The 15,929-nt window shown below is 66.5% G+C and carries 15 protein-coding genes; 4 read left to right on the top strand and 11 right to left on the bottom strand.

Going from position 1 to position 15,929, the window contains the following annotated elements; translation table 11 throughout:
- The first annotated feature begins 94 nt into the window (after window positions 1–94).
- The 4 genes from CAL11_RS03090 to CAL11_RS03075 all read left to right on the top strand — a co-directional run bounded on the left by CAL11_RS03090 (window position 95) and on the right by CAL11_RS03075 (window position 5,949).
- Window positions 95–3,022, top strand: a complete 2,928-nt coding sequence (locus CAL11_RS03090) for a ribonucleoside-diphosphate reductase subunit alpha (RefSeq protein WP_086092120.1) — start codon at window positions 95–97, stop codon at window positions 3,020–3,022.
- A gap of 21 nt (window positions 3,023–3,043) precedes the next feature.
- Window positions 3,044–4,240, top strand: coding sequence for a ribonucleotide-diphosphate reductase subunit beta (locus tag CAL11_RS03085; RefSeq protein WP_086092119.1), 1,197 nt, complete (start codon window positions 3,044–3,046; stop codon window positions 4,238–4,240).
- A 317-nt stretch (window positions 4,241–4,557) separates the two neighbouring features.
- Window positions 4,558–5,235: a histone H1-like DNA-binding protein gene (locus CAL11_RS03080; protein WP_086092118.1), complete on the top strand. Its 678-nt coding sequence runs from the start codon at window positions 4,558–4,560 to the stop codon at window positions 5,233–5,235.
- A gap of 138 nt (window positions 5,236–5,373) precedes the next feature.
- Window positions 5,374–5,949, top strand: coding sequence for a YggT family protein (locus CAL11_RS03075; RefSeq protein WP_080699935.1), 576 nt, complete (start codon window positions 5,374–5,376; stop codon window positions 5,947–5,949).
- Window positions 5,950–5,956: 7 nt separating this feature from the next.
- Here the strand turns inward: CAL11_RS03075 and CAL11_RS03070 are convergent, their stop codons facing one another.
- From CAL11_RS03070 to accB, 11 genes are all read right to left on the bottom strand, one after another.
- Complete coding sequence (locus CAL11_RS03070; protein WP_086092117.1) at window positions 5,957–7,411, bottom strand: D-alanine--poly(phosphoribitol) ligase; 1,455 nt, start codon at window positions 7,409–7,411, stop codon at window positions 5,957–5,959.
- Window positions 7,412–7,429: 18 nt separating this feature from the next.
- Window positions 7,430–8,557 (bottom strand): MBOAT family O-acyltransferase, encoded by a 1,128-nt coding sequence (locus CAL11_RS03065; protein WP_086092116.1) that lies wholly within the window; start codon window positions 8,555–8,557, stop codon window positions 7,430–7,432.
- A gap of 7 nt (window positions 8,558–8,564) precedes the next feature.
- A complete protein-coding gene (locus CAL11_RS24600) occupies window positions 8,565–8,690 on the bottom strand; it encodes a hypothetical protein (protein ID WP_003814939.1) in 126 nt (41 codons plus the stop codon).
- The gene (locus CAL11_RS03055; protein ID WP_086092115.1) at window positions 8,687–9,814 is read right to left on the bottom strand and encodes a D-alanyl-lipoteichoic acid biosynthesis protein DltD; all 1,128 of its coding nucleotides are present in this window, start codon (window positions 9,812–9,814) and stop codon (window positions 8,687–8,689) included. The genes CAL11_RS24600 and CAL11_RS03055 overlap by 4 nt, the downstream gene beginning before the upstream one ends.
- 25 nt (window positions 9,815–9,839) lie before the next feature.
- Complete coding sequence (locus tag CAL11_RS03050) at window positions 9,840–10,079, bottom strand: acyl carrier protein (protein WP_033466785.1); 240 nt, start codon at window positions 10,077–10,079, stop codon at window positions 9,840–9,842.
- A 254-nt stretch (window positions 10,080–10,333) separates the two neighbouring features.
- Window positions 10,334–10,837, bottom strand: coding sequence for a glycine zipper 2TM domain-containing protein (locus tag CAL11_RS03045; RefSeq protein ID WP_033466788.1), 504 nt, complete (start codon window positions 10,835–10,837; stop codon window positions 10,334–10,336).
- A 172-nt stretch (window positions 10,838–11,009) separates the two neighbouring features.
- Window positions 11,010–11,951: a carbohydrate kinase family protein gene (locus CAL11_RS03040; RefSeq protein ID WP_033466791.1), complete on the bottom strand. Its 942-nt coding sequence runs from the start codon at window positions 11,949–11,951 to the stop codon at window positions 11,010–11,012.
- 11 nt (window positions 11,952–11,962) lie between these two features.
- Window positions 11,963–13,072 (bottom strand): DUF3426 domain-containing protein, encoded by a 1,110-nt coding sequence (locus tag CAL11_RS03035; protein ID WP_086092114.1) that lies wholly within the window; start codon window positions 13,070–13,072, stop codon window positions 11,963–11,965.
- A 25-nt stretch (window positions 13,073–13,097) separates the two neighbouring features.
- The gene (gene prmA, locus CAL11_RS03030) at window positions 13,098–14,021 is read right to left on the bottom strand and encodes a 50S ribosomal protein L11 methyltransferase (protein ID WP_086092113.1); all 924 of its coding nucleotides are present in this window, start codon (window positions 14,019–14,021) and stop codon (window positions 13,098–13,100) included.
- An 18-nt stretch (window positions 14,022–14,039) separates the two neighbouring features.
- On the bottom strand, window positions 14,040–15,386 hold the full coding sequence (gene accC / locus CAL11_RS03025) for an acetyl-CoA carboxylase biotin carboxylase subunit (RefSeq protein WP_033466800.1): 1,347 nt from the start codon (window positions 15,384–15,386) through the stop codon (window positions 14,040–14,042).
- A 9-nt stretch (window positions 15,387–15,395) separates the two neighbouring features.
- Window positions 15,396–15,848, bottom strand: a complete 453-nt coding sequence (gene accB, locus CAL11_RS03020) for an acetyl-CoA carboxylase biotin carboxyl carrier protein (RefSeq protein ID WP_086092112.1) — start codon at window positions 15,846–15,848, stop codon at window positions 15,396–15,398.
- Window positions 15,849–15,929 lie beyond the last annotated feature (81 nt).

Genomic DNA, 15,929 nt, shown 5'->3' with positions numbered 1-15,929 from the left:
CCACGCGTAGCGATTCCCCTCACACCGAATACTTTTGCACCCGGCCAGGCCGCCCGCCTGGCCTTCCTCTACGCTTTTTCGCACAGGAGCTTCCATGCAGACTACGATCGCCTCTGTGACCCGGCCCACGGCCGTGCCGCCCTCCCAATCCGAGACCTCCACCGATCCCAACAGCGGCCAATGGGCCAGCTACAACATCATCCGCCGCAACGGCTCGGTGGTGGGGTTCGAGCCCAGCAAGATCGCCATCGCCATGACCAAGGCGTTCCTGGCCGTCAACGGCGGCCAGGGCGCGGCCTCCGCGCGCGTGCGCGAGCTGGTCGAACAGCTGACCGCGCAAGCGGTCAACGCGCTGGTGCGCAACCGCCCCGCCGGCGGCACCTTCCATATCGAAGACGTGCAGGACCAGGTTGAACTGGCCCTGATGCGCTCGGGCGAGCACGACGTGGCCCGCGCCTACGTGCTGTACCGCGAGCGCCGCGCCCAGGAGCGCGCCGCCGCCGCCGAAGTGCTCGAGAAGCGCTCGCCGGCCGCCGCCCAGGAGCCGGCCCTCAACGTGGTCGACAACGGCGTGCGCCGCCCGCTCGACCTGGCCGCGCTGCGCGCCACCATCGAAGCCGCCGGCGAAGGCCTGACGCAATACACGGACACCGAGGCCATCCTGAAGGAAACGGTCAAGAACCTCTACGACGGCGTTCCGGTCGACGAAGTGTTCAAGTCCGCCATCCTGGCCGCGCGCGCGCTGGTCGAAAAGGACCCGGCGTACAGCCAGGTCACCGCCCGCCTGCTGCTGCATACGATCCGCAAGGAAGTGCTGGGCGAGGAAGTGTCGCAGGCCGACATGGCCACCCGCTACGCGGAATACTTCCCCACCTTCATCCAGCGCGGCATCGAAGGCGGCCTGCTCGACGCCAAGCTGGCCGAATACGACCTGGAGCGCGTGGCCAAGGCCCTGGACGGCCGCCGCGACCTGCAGTTCGGCTACCTGGGCCTGCAGACCCTGTACGACCGCTACTTCCTGCACGTGCGCGGCACGCGCATCGAGCTGCCGCAGGTGTTCTTCATGCGCGTGGCCATGGGGCTGGCCCTGCGCGAGGCCGATCGCGAAGCGCGCGCCATCGAGTTCTATGAAATCCTGTCGTCGTTCGACTTCATGAGCTCGACCCCGACGCTGTTCAACTCCGGCACCCTGCACTCGCAGCTGTCGTCGTGCTACCTGACCACGGTGTCCGACGACCTCGAAGGCATCTACGACGCCATCAAGGAAAACGCGCTGCTGGCCAAGTACGCCGGCGGCCTGGGCAACGACTGGACGCCCGTGCGCGCGCTGCGCAGCCACATCAAGGGCACCAATGGCGAGAGCCAGGGCGTGGTGCCGTTCCTCAAGGTGGTCAACGACACCGCCGTCGCGGTCAACCAGGGCGGCAAGCGCAAGGGCGCGGTGTGCACGTACCTGGAAACGTGGCACCTGGACATCGAGGAATTCCTCGAACTGCGCAAGAACACCGGCGACGAGCGCCGCCGCACCCACGACATGAACACGGCGAACTGGATTCCCGACCTGTTCATGAAGCGCGTGATGGAAAACGGCGAATGGACGCTGTTCTCGCCCTCCGACTGCCCCGACCTGCACGACAAGTACGGCAAGGCCTTCGAACAGGCCTATGCGAGCTACGAAGCCAAGGTCGCCAGCGGCGAGCTGAAGCTGTTCAAGAAAATGCCGGCCGTCTCGCTGTGGCGCAAGATGCTGTCGATGCTGTTCGAAACCGGCCACCCGTGGATCACCTTCAAGGATCCGTGCAACATCCGCTCGCCGCAGCAGCACGTGGGCGTGGTGCACAGCTCGAACCTGTGCACCGAGATCACGCTGAACACCAACGCCACCGAAATCGCGGTGTGCAACCTGGGCTCCGTGAACCTGGTGGCGCACATGAAGCCCGGCGCCAACGGCGGCTACGAGCTCGACCACGACAAGCTCAAGCGCACCATCGGCGTGGCCATGCGCATGCTCGACAACGTGATCGACATCAACTACTACGCGGTCGACAAGGCGCGCAACTCCAACGAGCGCCATCGCCCGGTGGGCATGGGCATCATGGGCTTCCAGGATTGCCTGCACATGATGCGCGTGCCGTACGCGTCGCGGGAAGCCATCGACTTCGCGGATCGCTCGATGGAAGCGGTGTGCTATCACGCATATTCGGCATCGAGCGAACTCGCGCAAGAGCGCGGCCGCTACCAGTCGTATGAAGGTTCGCTGTGGTCGCGCGGCATCCTGCCGCAAGACACGCTTGCGATGCTGCGCGAAGAGCGCGGCGGCAATGTCGACGTCGATGATTCGAGCACGCTGGACTGGGATGCGTTGCGTTCACGCATCAAAGAACACGGCATGCGCAATTCGAACTGCATCGCAATCGCCCCAACTGCGACGATTTCCAATATCATTGGTGTATCTGCGTGCATCGAACCCACTTTCCAGAACTTGTACGTCAAATCGAATCTCTCCGGCGAGTTCACGGTCGTTAACGATTATCTCGTGCGTGACCTGAAGAAACTCGGTCTCTGGGACGAAGTCATGGTCGCCGACCTCAAGTACTTCGACGGCAGCCTGTCCCGTATCGATCGCGTACCTTCCGAACTTCGCAAACTCTACGCCACCGCGTTCGAAGTCGAACCGAGCTGGCTGGTGGAGTGCGCCTCGCGCCGCCAGAAGTGGATCGATCAGGCCCAGTCGCTCAACATCTACATGGCGGGCGCATCGGGCAAGAAGCTGGACGACACCTACAAGCTGGCGTGGCAGCGTGGCCTGAAGACCACTTACTACCTGCGCACCCTCGGCGCCACCAGCGCCGAGAAGTCGACGGGCCGCGGCGGCGAGCTGAACGCCGTCAGCGCCGGCGACCACGGCGCGGGCCAGGCCGTATCCGCAGCACCCGTTTTGCCGGAACCCGAAATCGTCGGGGCGGTTTGCACCATGCGGCCGGGCGACCCCGGCTTCGAAGAGTGCGAAGCCTGCCAATAACCGCCACCGGAGAATTCGATCATGCTTAATTGGGAAGAAGAGAACATCGCCACCAAACCCGCCACCTCGCCCGCGCCCGCGGGCGGGCGGGAAGACGCGCCCGCCGTGCGGGCCGCGACCGGCGTGTTCGGCGACGCAGCCCTGCCTACGCCCACCGCCCCCCAGCACGCAGCCAGCCTGGCGTCCTCGGACGCCACCGCCGGCCGCGTGAAGGTGGCCGACAAGCGCGTCATCAACGGCGAGACCGACGTCAACCAGTTGGTGCCGTTCAAGTACAAGTGGGCCTGGGAAAAATACCTGGCCACCTGCGCCAACCACTGGATGCCGCAGGAAATCAACATGTCGCGCGACATCGCCCTCTGGAAGAACCCCAACGGGCTCACCGAGGACGAACGCCGTATCGTCAAGCGCAACCTGGGCTTCTTCGTGACGGCCGACTCGCTGGCCGCCAACAACATCGTGCTGGGCACCTACCGCCACATCACGGCGCCCGAGTGCCGCCAGTTCCTGCTGCGCCAGGCATTCGAAGAAGCCATACACACCCACGCTTATCAGTACATCGTCGAAAGCCTGGACCTGGACGAAGCCGAGATCTTCAACGCCTATAACGAAGTTCCGTCCATCCGCGCCAAGGATGAGTTCCTGATTCCGTTCATCGACGCGATCGCGGACCCGAACTTCCATACCGGCACGCCCGAAGCCGATCAGAAACTGCTTAAGTCGCTGATCGTCTTTGCGTGCCTGATGGAAGGCCTGTTCTTCTATGTCGGGTTTACGCAGATCCTGGCGCTGGGCCGCCAGAACAAGATGACCGGCGCCGCCGAGCAGTACATGTACATCCTGCGCGATGAATCCATGCACTGCAATTTCGGCATCGACCTGATCAACACCATCAAGCTGGAGAATCCGCATTTGTGGACGCCGGAGTTCCGCGAAGAAATCCGCGAACTCTTCCGCAAAGCGGTCGAACTCGAATACGCTTACGCCGAAGACACGATGCCGCGCGGCGTGCTGGGCCTGAACGCCCCCATGTTCAAGTCCTACCTGCGCTTCATCGCCAATCGCCGTTGCCAGCAGATCGGTATCGAACCGCTGTTCCCCCAGGAAGAAAACCCCTTCCCGTGGATGGCGGAAATGATCGACCTTAAGAAGGAACGCAACTTTTTTGAAACTCGCGTGATCGAATACCAGACCGGCGGTACGTTGAGCTGGGAATAAGCGTTCATGCCGCTTGCCTGCGCCGGTCGCAGGCAAGCCGGATGTGCCCCGGTGGCTGGTGTTCTGACACGTAGAACGTAGCGGTAGGCGACCTCTGGCGAGGCCGCCTATCGGCGCCATTTGAAATGGCTCGCGCCGACGAGGTTGCGGGGGCCATATCAAATGGCTGTGCTGAATTCATTAGCGCAAGCCGCAGTAGCTGTCGCCAGTCAGGGACAGCGGCATGCGCCGATGAATAGCCCGGGTGCAATCCGCCTGTTTTGGGGGTTGCCACACGGGTTTAAGTTCTGGGACCCCTGAACCTAAGGAGCATAACCATGGCAACTGCCAAGAAGGCCGCCAAGAAGGCGGTTAAGAAACCCGCAGCGAAGAAGGCTGCCGCCAAGAAGGCCACTCCGGCCAAGAAAGCTGCGGTCAAGAAAGTCGCTGTGAAGAAGGTCGCCGCCAAGAAACCGGCGGTGAAGAAGGTCGCCGCGAAGAAGCCGGCAGCCAAGAAGGTCGCCAAGAAAGCGGTAGCCAAGAAGGCCGTCGCCAAGAAACCCGCGGCCAAGAAAGTCGCCAAGAAGGCTGTAGCCAAGAAGGCCGTGGCGAAGAAAGCCGTAGCCAAGAAAGCGGTAGCCAAGAAGGCCGTCGCCAAGAAGGCTGTAGCCAAAAAGGCCGTAGCCAAGAAAGCGGTTGCCAAGAAGGCCGTCGCCAAGAAGGCCGTAGCCAAGAAGGCGGTTGCCAAGAAAGCCGTCGCCAAGAAGGCGGTAGCCAAGAAGGCCGTCGCCAAGAAGGCGCCTGCCAAGAAGGCTGCTGCCAAGAAGGCGCCCGCCAAAAAGGCTGCCGCGGCCAAGAAGCCTGCCGCCAAGAAGCCCGCCGCGAAAAAGCCGGCTGCCAAGAAGGCTGCGCCCAAGAAGCCCGCGACGCCTCCTTCGACCGCTGCCGCTCCGGGCGCGAAGACTGCGCTGAACCCCGCTGCGTCGTGGCCGTTCCCGACGGGCGGCCGTCCGTAACGGACCTCTTCGCCAGTTAGCAGTACCTTAAGCCGCCTGGCTTCGCCAGGCGGCTTTTTCCATCCCGCGCCTATGCCCGCGCTCACGGCCCGCGCTATCTTTTGGCGCCCGCCATGCGACAATAAAAGCCGTTATTGTTTGGCGACTGCCCTCATGCTCGGCGACATCATCCGCTTTCTGCTTGAAATCACCTTCACATTGTTCGGCGCGGCCCTGATCCTGCGGGCCTGGATCCATGCCGTGCGCCTGCATCCCTTCAATCCGCTGGCACGCGCCATCTACCAGGGGACCAACTGGCTGGTGCTGCCGCTGCGCCGCGTCATACCAGCCACGGGCTCGATAGACTGGACCAGCCTGATAGCGGCCTGGGTGGCGGCGCTGTTCTACCTCATCCTGGTCTGGCTGAGCGCCGTGGGCGCCTTGCCGCCGGCCAGCGCCCTGCCCTCGGCCATGGGCTCGGCGCTGCTGATGGTCCTGAAATGGACGCTGAACCTGATGGTGTGGATGACGCTGATCCAGGCGGTGCTGTCGTGGGTCAACCCGCTGTCGCCGCTCATGCCCTTGCTGCAGACGCTCACCGCGCCGCTGCTCGACCCCATCCGGCGCATCCTGCCGCGCACCGCCATCGACTTCTCGCCGCTGGTGCTGCTGATCGGCGCGCAGATCCTGCTGATGATGGTGGCGCGCCTGGCCTACGGCATATTCGGCGTCTGAAACGAAACTACGCGGCCGCTGGAATCGCCGCGTAGATTTCCAGCAGTTTCTTGCGGTCTATCTTGTGGTTGTTCGATACGGGCAGATCCGGACAGGCCACCAGTTCCGACGGCACCATATAGGACGGCAGCCGCTGCGCCAGTTGCGCTTTCCATTGCTGCAGCGCCGCGGGCAACTGGAAGCTGGCCTGCTCCATCGTGCGTTGCGCCACGAACCCGATCACCCGCACCGCGGTGCCGTCGGGCCGGCGCAGTACGGCGCAGGCGCCGCCCGCCACGCCCGGCAGGGCGTGCAGGGCCGCATCGATTTCGGCCAGTTCGACGCGGTAGCCGTTGAGCTTGATCTGGTCGTCCATGCGGCCGCGGCAAAACAGCAAGCCATCCTCGCGCATCCGTCCCAGGTCGCCGGTACGAAAGCCGCGGCGCCCGTCATGATGCACGAACAGCTTGGCCCGGTTGAGATCGGGGCGGTTGAGATAGCCGCGCATGACGTGATCGCCGACGATGCAGATTTCATCGTGCTCGACGAACAGCAGGCTGGCGGGCTTGGCGTAGCCGACCGGCAGAGGGTCGTGCTCGGCCAGCACCGCATCGTCGACGAGCAGCGCGGTCGTCGCCACCGTGGCCTCGGTCGGGCCGTACGTGTTGAGGATCGCGGCCTCGGGGAAGCGCTGGCGCAGCTTGCGCGCCAGCGCCACGGGCAGCGGTTCGCCGCAGAACAGGAATGTGCGCAGCGCCCGCAGCTGCTGCGGCGCGAAATCGCGGTTGATCAGTTGCTGGTGGGCGAACGACGGCGTCGACACCCAGACCGACACGCCGGATCCGGCCAGGCGCGCCAGCCACTGCTGCGGCGCGGCGATCTGCTCGCGCGCATTCAGTACGCAGGCGCCGCCGGCAGCCAGGGTGCCGAATACCTCGTACATGGACAGATCGAAACTGAAAGGCGCCTGGTTCATGAATACGGGCGACTCGCCCAGCGCGAGGCCGTCGCGCAGCCAATCGCCGAGCAAGGCCACGCTCTCGCGCCCGATCTGTACGCCCTTGGGATCGCCCGTGCTGCCCGAGGTGAACATGACGTAGGCCAGGCCGCGCTCGGCCAGCGCGGCGGGCTCGGCCGCGCCAGGCCGGAAGACATCCGCCCGCGTGTCGTACACCGCGGCGGCGCGCACGATATCCACGATGCGGCGCACGCGCTCGGCCGGGTAGATGGTATCGACGGGCACGAACGGCGCGCCGGCCAGCAAGGCCCCCGCCATGGCGACGAAGAAGGCGGCCTCCTTGTGGCCGTGGATCACCACCGGCACGTCCGGCCCGATACCGTGGGCGCGCGCCCGCGCCGCCCACTGGCCGGCCTCCTCCCGCAATGCCCGCCAGGTCAGGACGCGATCGCTGCCGACGACGGCGTTGGCCTGCTCGTCGCGGGCATCGGAAACGAATTCGGAACTGCGTAGATCGAAATGCATGCCGCGTGCTCCCGGCGATCAGATAGGACTGCGGCCGCTGAACACGTACAGCGCCAGCGCCGCCAGGATGAGCGTGAGCGCCCGCCCGGCCCATTGCACCGGCCGGCGCGCCAGGAACGCCTGCAGCGCCGGCCGCGTGCGCGCATGCTGCACCAGCAGGTTGTGCCCCACCGAATAGGCGCCGAACATCAGGCCGCTGACCACGTAATGCAGGGCCAGGCCGTTCCATACGCCCATGGCCAGCAGGGTGGCGAGAATGCCGATGTTCTGCGCGGCCAGCCGGTGGCGGCCGAAGAACGCCGTCTTGCTGAGCGCCTTGTAGATCGGCATGAACACCACATCGCGCAGCCACTCGGACAGGCTGATATGCCAGCGGCGCCAGAAATCCTGCGGATTGGCGCTGGCCAGCGGATTGCGGAAATTGACGGGCAAGGTAAAGCCGAACAGCATGCCCACGCCTATCGCCATGCTGCTGTACCCGGCAAAGTCGAAGAACAGGTAGAAACTGTAGAGGCTGGCGTTCAGCGCCACGCCGGTCAGCGAGTAATCGTGCGCATCCAGGGTATTCAGGCCATAGCGCCAGATCGCCTCGGCCACGCCGAATTTCTGGATCACGCCGAAAATCAGCAATTCGAGGCCGGCCAGCCAGGTGTCCAGCGTCACGCCTTCATAGCCGCGCTTCAGGTCCGCCTGGAAGTTGCGCCAGCGGTACATGGGCCCGGCCAGCAGCGTCAGCGGGAAGAACAGATAGATGAAGTAGTCCAGCGGCGAAATGCGCTCATTGCGGGGCGCGAACAGCAGCACGTCGACAGCCCGGAAGGTGGCGAACGACAGCCCCAGCATACCGGTCATGGTGGTGATGCCGCACTTGAGCAGCAACAAGGGCGCCATCGTCAGCAGCACCGCCGCCCAGGTGGGCAGGTAGCCGCGCCGCATCGCCCACAGCGCGGCGCTGGCCACCGCCAGCAACCCCAGCGGCTGGTACGGCCTGGCCCAGAACACCGCCAGCCAGACCGCCAGGCACAGCGCGCCGATCAGGTGGCGATAGCCCAGGCGCCAGGGCAATCCGAGCGAGCGGTACAACAGCAGGCCCAGGCCGCCGAACAGCGCGCCGCCGAAGAAAGCAAAACTGCCGAACAGTTCCATGGCCGTCTCAGAACTGCTGGTACTGGAACTCGACCTTGATCGGTCCGCCGCTGCCCGTGGTGGGCTGCGCCTGCAGCACGAACACCAGGATCAGGCCCAGGTACAGGCACAAATGCCAGAAGAAGCGCTTCATCGGGAAAAGAACTCCGCAATGCCCCGGTCGGCGATGGCCCAGCCCAGTTCGGCCAGGTGCATGTCGTCGCGCACCATGCCGGGCTGGAACGGCACGCTGTACATATCCAGGCAGCCCATGCCGTAGCGCGCGCACATGCCCTTGATGGCGTCGGCCACCGGGTCGAAGCGCTCGACATCGAGGATCAGCTTGGGATTGAAGGGCTGGATCACGAAATAGGCGCGCACCTTGCGCCGTTGCAGCAGCGCCATCACGCGGGCCAGGTCGCCCAGCTCGGGCCGCGTCATCGGCGGCATCTCCGGAAACTCATTGCGCGCCGGCGAGTTCAGCGGCGCCAGGTATTGCCGGTAATAATCGTCGCGCACATCGTAGGGGTTGTGCCCGCCCAGCTCCGCCTCGATACCGCGCGCCTGGCCCAGCAGGTCGTGCCAGCGCCCCGCATCCAGGCGGGCCGCCGCGGGCCAGCTCACATACTTGTGCGCCGGCACGGCCAGGGGGCTGCGCGGCCGGTCGGGCGCGCGCTCGCCGCGGCTGTTCCACCACAGCGCGATCTTGTCCTTGAGCTCGGCCACCTGGCCGTTGGCGATCAGCCAGAGCAGCCCCCAGTTGGCGTTGTCGGCGATCCAGTCCTGCATCTGCTCGCGCGTGGCGGGCTTGTCCCACAGGCGGTCCCAGACCGGTCCCGTGACGTGCTCGGCGAAGGCCGAGCGCGGCAGCTGCCCGCCCGAGGCGAACCAGGCCGGCGACACCATGATCACCAGGCGCGTATTGGGCGTGAGGGAATCGGCCACCGCCTCCAGCACGCTGACGATGCCATACGACTGGAACATGGCGTGGCCATACGCCAGGGTCGGCACCTTCAGTTCCTGCGGGAAGAATCGATAGGGCACGAAGCGCAGGTCGTGGCTGGACAGCTCGGACGAACCCAGCACGACCAGGGTGCCGTCGGCCAGCGCATTGCCCAGCCGGTTCAGGTTGACGTTCTGCGTGCCCCAGTCCGGGCCGAGATTGGGCAGGTAGTTGTCGCGCGCCGACGCGACGCTGGAATGCGGATGCACCAGCGCGCTGAGCGCGCCATCGGCGCCCCAGTACAGGCCCAGCGACAGCGCGACGGCGCTTGCCATCGCGGCCAGGTGGGACAGCAGGCGGCTATTGCGAATTGGCAGCGACATAGCCGGCAAGCGTGCGGACCGACTGTAGGTGTTCGGCGATTTCAGGCGCCGGAATGCTGCACCCGTACTCGGACTCGACGGCCAGCGTGATGTCGACCGCGGCCAGCGAGTCGACCAGGCCGGAGGAGATCAGGGCGGTGTCGGGAGCGACTTTCTTGAGGATGATCGACTCGACGATGTCGGCGATCCGGGTGTGCAGTTCTTGCTCGGTATGCATGGCTGGTCAGTGTGCAGGTTGCCTCGTCAGGCATGTACACCCCGCCCCCAGAGTTTCGAGCGCGACTATACTTTCCGGATTCTGACGGCCGCCTGAAAAAACATCGGCGGTCACAAAAATCCCCTTCCCGGGTGACTGTCCCCGCAGGGTGACAGGCACCCGCTGACTCCTCGCCTGTCCCCCGCCGACTCCCGGCCCACCACCGCAAAAAAAACGCCCGCATGCAGCGGGCGTTTTGCCGGAGCCGGTGGCGATCAATACGGCGTCACGCGGGTCGGGCCCGCGCCACTGATGACCTGCACACGCTGGCCCACGCTGATGGGCACGTCGGCTTCCTGCGCCACGACGCGGGTTTCGCCGTTGTCCAGGCGCACCGTGATTTCGTAGCCGGAAGACTTGCCCGCGCGGTTCTCGATGGCGTTGCCGGCCAGCGCGCCAAGAATGACGCCGCCCACCGTGGCGATGGTGCGGCCGGTGCCGCCGCCGACGGCATTGCCGGCCACGCCCCCCAGCGCACCGCCAGCCACCATGCCGACGCCGCTGGCCTTGTCGTTCTGGATGGTGATCGGACGCACGCCGGTGACCGTGCCGGTGCGCACGATCTGCTCGCGCTGCGCCTGGCCGTACGTGTACACCCCACTCGATGCGCTGGGATTGGCGCAACCGGCCAGAATGGCCACCGAGCCGGCCACCGCGGCTACCGCCAGCAGGCGGCGGGCGCGCCCGGCAACTACAGAGGGGGAATGCATATAGTTCATTGAAGCTCCTCGATCGGACTTACCGATGATCCTCGATCATACTCTGCCCCCGGATTTTGCTGGCCGGGTGAGCGAAACAGGGTGCTACTGACACTGCCTCCATGTTACAAATAGACATGTCCGCAACGCACTGGTTGGATCGCCCGCCGCGGCCAGGGTTCCCCTGCCCGGCTCAGTCCGGCAGGCCGATGCCGTAGCTCGCGCGCATCAGGGCGTCGATCTCGCTGCGCGACGGCGCATGGTTCTGCGGGCCGCGCGAGGCGATCTTGATCGCGCCCATGAGGTTGCCCAGGCGGCAGCTGTCCGCCCAGCCCCAACCGCTGGTCAGCCCATACAGCAGGCCGGCGCGATGCGCATCGCCACAGCCGGTGGGATCGACGACCGCCTGCGCCTGCACCGGCGCCACCTCGATGGTCTGCCCGCCGGTCATCACCGTGGCGCCGTGCGCGCCGCGCGTGACCACCGCGGCGCGCAACCCGCCGGCGATCTCGGCCAGGCTGCGGCCGGTGCGCTGCTCGACCACGCCGGCCTCGTAGTCGTTGACGGTCAGCGCCTGGGCCAGCTTGAGCATGCGCTCCAGGTCCGCGCCGTCGAACAGCGGCATGGCCTGCCCGAGGTCGAAGATGAACGGGATGCCGCGCGCGTGGAGACGCTCGGCGTGGGCGAACATGCCGGCCTTGGAGTCCGGCGCGATGATGGCCCAGGCGGCCTGCGCGTCGCTCAAGTCGTTGCCCGAGGAAAACTCCATCGCCCCGGGGTGGAAGGCCGCGATCTGGTTGTCTTCGAGGTCGGTGGTGATGAAGCACTGCGCGGTGAACGTGCCGGGCACGACCTGGATGCGCGATACGTCGATGCCCAGTCCGGACAGGCGCGCCAGGTATTCGCCGGCGTCCTCGCCCACCGTCGCCACCGGCACCGGCTGGCCGCCCAGCAGCTTGAGGTTGTAGGCAATGTTGCCGGCGCAGCCGCCGTATTCCTTGCGCATAGCGGGCACCAGGAACGAAACGCTCAATGACTGAATGCGCTCGGCCAGGATATGTTCTTTGAAACGGCCTTCGAACACGGCGATCGTGTCGAATGCCATCGAGCCGCATACAAGTACGGGAGCCGTCATGCTGGAGTCCTTCATGGGAAGAATTTATCGAGTTGGTAGCCGTTGACCTGCAGCCCGGACACTTCGATCGGGATGGCGAGGTTGATCTCGCCGCCGGCCGCGAACGCGGGCCCGGCCTGCGAGGGCAGGTAATCCTGGGGCAGAATGATCTTGCGCGCCACGACGGTATCGGAGATATCGGTCAGGTCGAGCACCAGCGCCGGCCATTCCTGGGGCCGGTCGTAGCGGTTGCGCAGCACGACGTTCAGAGTGAGGCGGGAGCGGACGTCGTCGCCCTGCGCGGCGCCGGCGGCCGGCCGCAGCGACGATGACGTGATGGAGATGCGTTCGATGCGGCGCGCGTGGTCCACGCTGCATTGCAGCGGCACGCAGGCCTGTTCGAGCACCGGCCGCAGGGCCGGCGCGGCCCCGGCGATGGCGCCGCGATAGACGTAGACCAGTTGCGCGGCCAGCGCCAGTACGCCCAGCACGCAGGCGTAGGCCCACAGGCGCCGCACCAGCTGGCGCGCCTGGGTGCGGTCATCGTCGAGGAACTCGGGCGGCGTGCGGCCGCTGTCGACGGCGTTGGAGTAGCGGGTACGGACCTCGCCCGGCACCTGTACCGCATCCTCGGCGTCGGCCTCATCGGCGGCCGCGCGGCCGATCCGGAACGCCGGCTCCCGGTCGTCGTGCGCCGCAGCGCGCGGCAATATCGGACGCCAGCCGGCCTCTTCGGGCTCGGGGCGCGGCGCGGCGTCCCAGTCGGCCTCGTCCTCGGGCGCGCCATCGGCCATCGCGTCGGGTTCGTCTTCGTCCGCGGGCGGAACGTCGCCGCGCTGCATGTCGGCGCGGCCGCGCAGCACGGCCGGCGGCGGCTGCGTGGCCGGGACCGGCGCCACGGGCTCGGGCGCCGCGCGGTGGGTGTACGGCGGATCGAAGGGCGGATCGGACGGCGGCGCGGACACGACCGGCGGCGCCGCGGCCTGCGTCGCGCCGGCATCGGGCGCCGGAACCAGGCAGGCCCGGCCATCGAACACCGTGGCGCATTCGCCGCAGCGCACCAGCCCGTTGCGCACGCGCAGTTGGTCGGCCACCACCCTGAAGGCGGCGCCGCACTGCGGGCAACGGGTGGTCAGCGCCATGGGACGGCCTCCTGCCCGCGGCCGCTCAGGCCTTTACGCCATGCAGGCAGACCCAGCCGTCGCGTTCGCGCCAGACGGACATGGTCAGCCAGGGCGCATAGGCCGCGGCCACTTCGTCGGCCTGGCGTTCGAGCACGCCCGAGAGCACCAGATGGCCGCCCGGCGCGACGCGCCCGGCCAGCATGGGGGCCAGCACCTTGAGCGGATTGGAAAGGATATTCGCCACCACGACCTGGAACTCGCCAGCCGGCAGCGCATCGGGCAGCATGGCCTGCAGGCGCGCCTGGTTGACCTCGGCGTTGTCGATGGTGGACTGCACGGCCTGCGGATCGATGTCCACCGCCACGGTCTCGCCCGCGCCCAGCTTGCGCGCGGCGATGGCCAGGATGCCCGAGCCGCAGCCGTAGTCCAGCAAGCGCGCGCCGGCGGGCAGCTCGGCTTCCAGCCAGGCCAGGCACAAGTGGGTGGTGGGATGGCTGCCGGTGCCGAACGCCAGGCCCGGATCGAGTTCGATGTGGATCGCGTCGCGCGCGGCATCGGGCACCAGGCCCGGCACGGCGGGATCGTCGCGGTGCCAGCTGGGCACGATCCAGAGCCGCTCGGAAATCGGAATGGGGCCGAACTGCGACTGGGTCAGGCGCACCCAGTCGGCGTCCGGCACCTCGCGCAGGGACCAGCCGTGCGCCAGCGCCGGATCCAGTCCGGCGGCGGCGATGGCCTGTTCGAGGATCTGCGCCGGGTCGGCGCCATCGGGCAGCAAGGCCACCACGCAATTGCGGTCCCAGGCCTGGACCTGCGGCTCGGTGCCCGGCTCGCCGAACAGCGGCCGCTCGGCCTCGGTGCCGAGGTCGGCGTCCTCGACCGAGACGGACAGCACGCCGGCTTCCAGCAGCGCATCGGACAGCGCGTCGGCCTGCGCTTCGCGGCAATTTAGGACCAGTTCACGCATGGCTAGGATTTCCGTGAATCAGGGCCGCTGCGCCAGTTTGTGCTCCAGGTAATGGATGCTGGTGCCGCCCTCGATGAAGCGCGCATCCTGCAGCAGCTCGCGGTGCAGCGGGATGTTGGTGGAAATGCCCTCGACCACCATCTCGGACAGGGCGATGCGCATGCGCGCCAGCGCCTGTTCGCGCGTGTCGCCATAGGTGATGACCTTGGCGATCATCGAGTCGTAGTTGGGCGGAACGAAGTAGCCGTTGAAGGCGTGCGAATCGATGCGCACGCCGGGGCCGCCCGGCACATGCCAGTTGGTGATGCGGCCCGGGCTGGGCACGAAACGGAACGGATCCTCGGCGTTGATCCGGCATTCCAGGGCATGGCCCTTGAACTGGATGTCGCGCTGGCGCAGCGTGAACTTCTCGCCGGCGGCGATCAGGATCTGCTGCTGGACCACGTCCACGCCGGTGATCAGTTCGGTGACCGGGTGCTCGACCTGGATGCGGGTGTTCATTTCGATGAAATAGAACTCGCCGTTCTCGTACAGGAACTCGAACGTGCCCGCTCCGCGGTAGCCCATCTTGCGGCACGCATCGGCGCAACGATCGCCGATGCGCTCGATCAGCCGGCGCGGAATGCCGGGCGCCGGCGCTTCTTCGATGACTTTCTGGTGGCGCCGCTGCATCGAGCAGTCGCGCTCGCCCAGCCACACGGCGTTGCGGCCGCCGTCGGCCAGCACCTGGATCTCCACGTGGCGCGGATTCTCCAGGAATTTCTCCATGTAGACTTCGGGGTTGTTGAACGCCGCGCCGGCTTCCGAACGCGTCATGTTGACCGCGTTCAGCAGCGCCGCTTCGGTGTACACCACGCGCATGCCGCGCCCGCCGCCGCCGCCGGAGGCCTTGATGATGACCGGATAGCCCACTTCGCGCGCGGTGCGCAGGATCTCCTGCGGATCGTCCGGCAAGGCGCCCTCCGACCCCGGCACGACCGGCACGCCGGCTTCGATCATGGCGCGCTTGGCGCTGACCTTGTCGCCCATCTGGCGGATGGTTTCGGGACGCGGACCGATGAAGACGAAGCCGCTCTTTTCGACGCGCTCGGCAAAATCGGCGTTCTCGGCCAGAAAGCCGTAGCCCGGGTGGATCGCCTCGGCGTCGGTCACCTCGGCCGCCGAGATCAGGGCCGGCATGTTGAGGTAGCTCTCGCGCGACGGCGCGGGGCCGATGCAGACCGATTCGTCGGCCAGGCGCACATACTTGGCGGTGCGGTCGGCCTCGGAGTGCACGACGACGGTTTTGATGCCCAGCTCGCGGCAGGCGCGCTGGATGCGCAGGGCGATCTCGCCGCGATTGGCGATCAGGATCTTTTCAAACATGTTGACCTATCAGCCAATAATGAACAGCGGCTGGCCGTACTCGACCGGTTCGCCGTTCTCGACCAGGATTTCTTTGATCACGCCAGCCTTGTCGGCTTCGATCTCGTTGAGCAGCTTCATCGCCTCGATGATGCACAGCGGATCGCCTTCCTTGACCGACTGCCCGACATCGACGAAGGGCGCGGCGCCGGGATTGGGCGCGCGGTAGAAGGTGCCGACCATGGGCGCCTTGACCACATGGCCCTGCGGCGCGGCGGGCGCCGCCGCCTCGGCGGCGGGCGCGGCGGCGGCCGCGGGAGCGGCGGCCGGGGCGACGGCCTCGGGCACGTGATAGGCAACCGGCTGCAGGGCTTGCGAGAACTTGACGATGCGAACCTTGCCTTCGCCTTCGGTGATTTCAAGCTCGGCGATACCCGATTCAGCCACGAGGTCGATCAGGGTTTTGAGTTTTCGGAGGTCCATAGAAGCTGCTTCCCGATTGTGTTTTGGCCGCGCCCGTATTTCCGGGCCGCGTCAGATTGCTGTAGATGTGAGAGATGCCGG

Origin of the sequence: Bordetella genomosp. 6 (genome assembly GCF_002119705.1) — a bacterium.
Taxonomy (GTDB): Bacteria; Pseudomonadota; Gammaproteobacteria; order Burkholderiales; family Burkholderiaceae_B; genus Bordetella; species Bordetella bronchiseptica_F.
Note: the sequence above shows the minus strand (reverse complement) of the source record. Positions and strands in the feature narration are given on the sequence as shown.

Excerpts from the sequence above, each read along its gene's own strand:
- CAL11_RS03090 (WP_086092120.1), top strand. The coding sequence starts at position 95 with ATGCAGACTACGATCGCCTCTGTGACCCGGCCCACGGCCGTGCCGCCC.
- CAL11_RS03085 (WP_086092119.1), top strand. The coding sequence starts at position 3,044 with ATGCTTAATTGGGAAGAAGAGAACATCGCCACCAAACCCGCCACCTCG.
- CAL11_RS03080 (WP_086092118.1), top strand. The coding sequence starts at position 4,558 with ATGGCAACTGCCAAGAAGGCCGCCAAGAAGGCGGTTAAGAAACCCGCA.
- CAL11_RS03070 (WP_086092117.1), bottom strand. The coding sequence starts at position 7,411 with ATGCATTTCGATCTACGCAGTTCCGAATTCGTTTCCGATGCCCGCGAC.
- CAL11_RS03065 (WP_086092116.1), bottom strand. The coding sequence starts at position 8,557 with ATGGAACTGTTCGGCAGTTTTGCTTTCTTCGGCGGCGCGCTGTTCGGC.
- CAL11_RS24600 (WP_003814939.1), bottom strand. The coding sequence starts at position 8,690 with ATGAAGCGCTTCTTCTGGCATTTGTGCCTGTACCTGGGCCTGATCCTG.
- CAL11_RS03055 (WP_086092115.1), bottom strand. The coding sequence starts at position 9,814 with ATGGCAAGCGCCGTCGCGCTGTCGCTGGGCCTGTACTGGGGCGCCGAT.
- CAL11_RS03050 (WP_033466785.1), bottom strand. The coding sequence starts at position 10,079 with ATGCATACCGAGCAAGAACTGCACACCCGGATCGCCGACATCGTCGAG.
- CAL11_RS03045 (WP_033466788.1), bottom strand. The coding sequence starts at position 10,837 with ATGAACTATATGCATTCCCCCTCTGTAGTTGCCGGGCGCGCCCGCCGC.
- CAL11_RS03040 (WP_033466791.1), bottom strand. The coding sequence starts at position 11,951 with ATGACGGCTCCCGTACTTGTATGCGGCTCGATGGCATTCGACACGATC.
- CAL11_RS03035 (WP_086092114.1), bottom strand. The coding sequence starts at position 13,072 with ATGGCGCTGACCACCCGTTGCCCGCAGTGCGGCGCCGCCTTCAGGGTG.
- prmA (WP_086092113.1), bottom strand. The coding sequence starts at position 14,021 with ATGCGTGAACTGGTCCTAAATTGCCGCGAAGCGCAGGCCGACGCGCTG.
- accC (WP_033466800.1), bottom strand. The coding sequence starts at position 15,386 with ATGTTTGAAAAGATCCTGATCGCCAATCGCGGCGAGATCGCCCTGCGC.
- accB (WP_086092112.1), bottom strand. The coding sequence starts at position 15,848 with ATGGACCTCCGAAAACTCAAAACCCTGATCGACCTCGTGGCTGAATCG.